Genomic DNA, 877 nt, shown 5'->3' on the forward strand with positions numbered 1-877 from the left:
AACGTATTCCATCGGCTCGGGCTCAGCAGCCACGATTGCGTCGGCAGCCTGTGCGCCAGAAACTGCTGCGAGGGCAGCAGCGGAGCCGAGAAGAAGGCTCTTGATGTTCATTTTTGACCTCCAGTCATAGAAAGCAGGAGGTGATGCGCAATCATCGGGAGCTCGGCAACCGCTGACTAACTTGCTCAATCTGCATTATCAGCACTTGTGTCTCTATCGTAACGGCTCCCTCTCTCTCTTTAACAATATTCAGGTGAAAGACATATCATTACGCGTCGCTTTTTCCAACGAAGCGCCTCTCCATCAACGTCCGAAGCGAAATGTCTGATTTGATCATGCATTCGTTTGAGGATAATCCCAAGCCGTCGAGGGTCCTGAATAATTCGGGTGACTGGCTCGAGAAGTCAGTGGATAAAATAAACTCTGAGCGCGTTTGCTGGTGCAAAGGTCGGCGGCGGGACAGGCGTTGGCGGCGATGTCTGTGGAGACATCGGATTTGCTGCTGGCGCAATTCCGGCCCTTCCTCGGGCACCACACCGGGAGGTTAGCCGGTGTTGCATGTTATTGAGTTGACATTCACCGGCTCGCCGGAAGCGGTCAGGTCAAAGAAATTCAAGGTACCGCTGACAGCTGCGTTGAATATGACCTTGCGGTTAGGTGCCATCACTTGCGCGGAAGCCCCTCCAAGTTGCTTCATGATGGTTTCTAACTGCCTTTGCTGGTCGGCAGGTAGCCCTCGGGCCATCGCCGCTGTAATGGCCCCATAAATATCCGGACACGATCTCCCACTTAACAAGTGTGCGAGGTAATGTGCCCATTATGACCAGTCACAGTCCTAAGATAGAAGTCCTGTCCGGCCCTGAGCGCCGCCGTCGCT

1 protein-coding gene and 1 pseudogene are annotated in these 877 nt (G+C 53.9%); both read right to left on the reverse strand.

The features are described from left to right. A pseudogene (locus tag JNB91_RS31570) lies at nucleotides 1–111 on the reverse strand (porin); the annotation flags it as partial. A gap of 433 nt (nucleotides 112–544) precedes the next feature. Further along, on the reverse strand, nucleotides 545–697 hold the full coding sequence (locus tag JNB91_RS30295) for a hypothetical protein (RefSeq protein ID WP_220329121.1): 153 nt from the start codon (nucleotides 695–697) through the stop codon (nucleotides 545–547). Nucleotides 698–877 lie beyond the last annotated feature (180 nt).

This window comes from Aliirhizobium wenxiniae, assembly GCF_019511445.1.
Taxonomy (GTDB): Bacteria; Pseudomonadota; Alphaproteobacteria; order Rhizobiales; family Rhizobiaceae; genus Neorhizobium; species Neorhizobium wenxiniae_A.

Excerpts from the sequence above, each read along its gene's own strand:
- JNB91_RS30295 (WP_220329121.1), bottom strand. The coding sequence starts at position 697 with ATGAAGCAACTTGGAGGGGCTTCCGCGCAAGTGATGGCACCTAACCGC.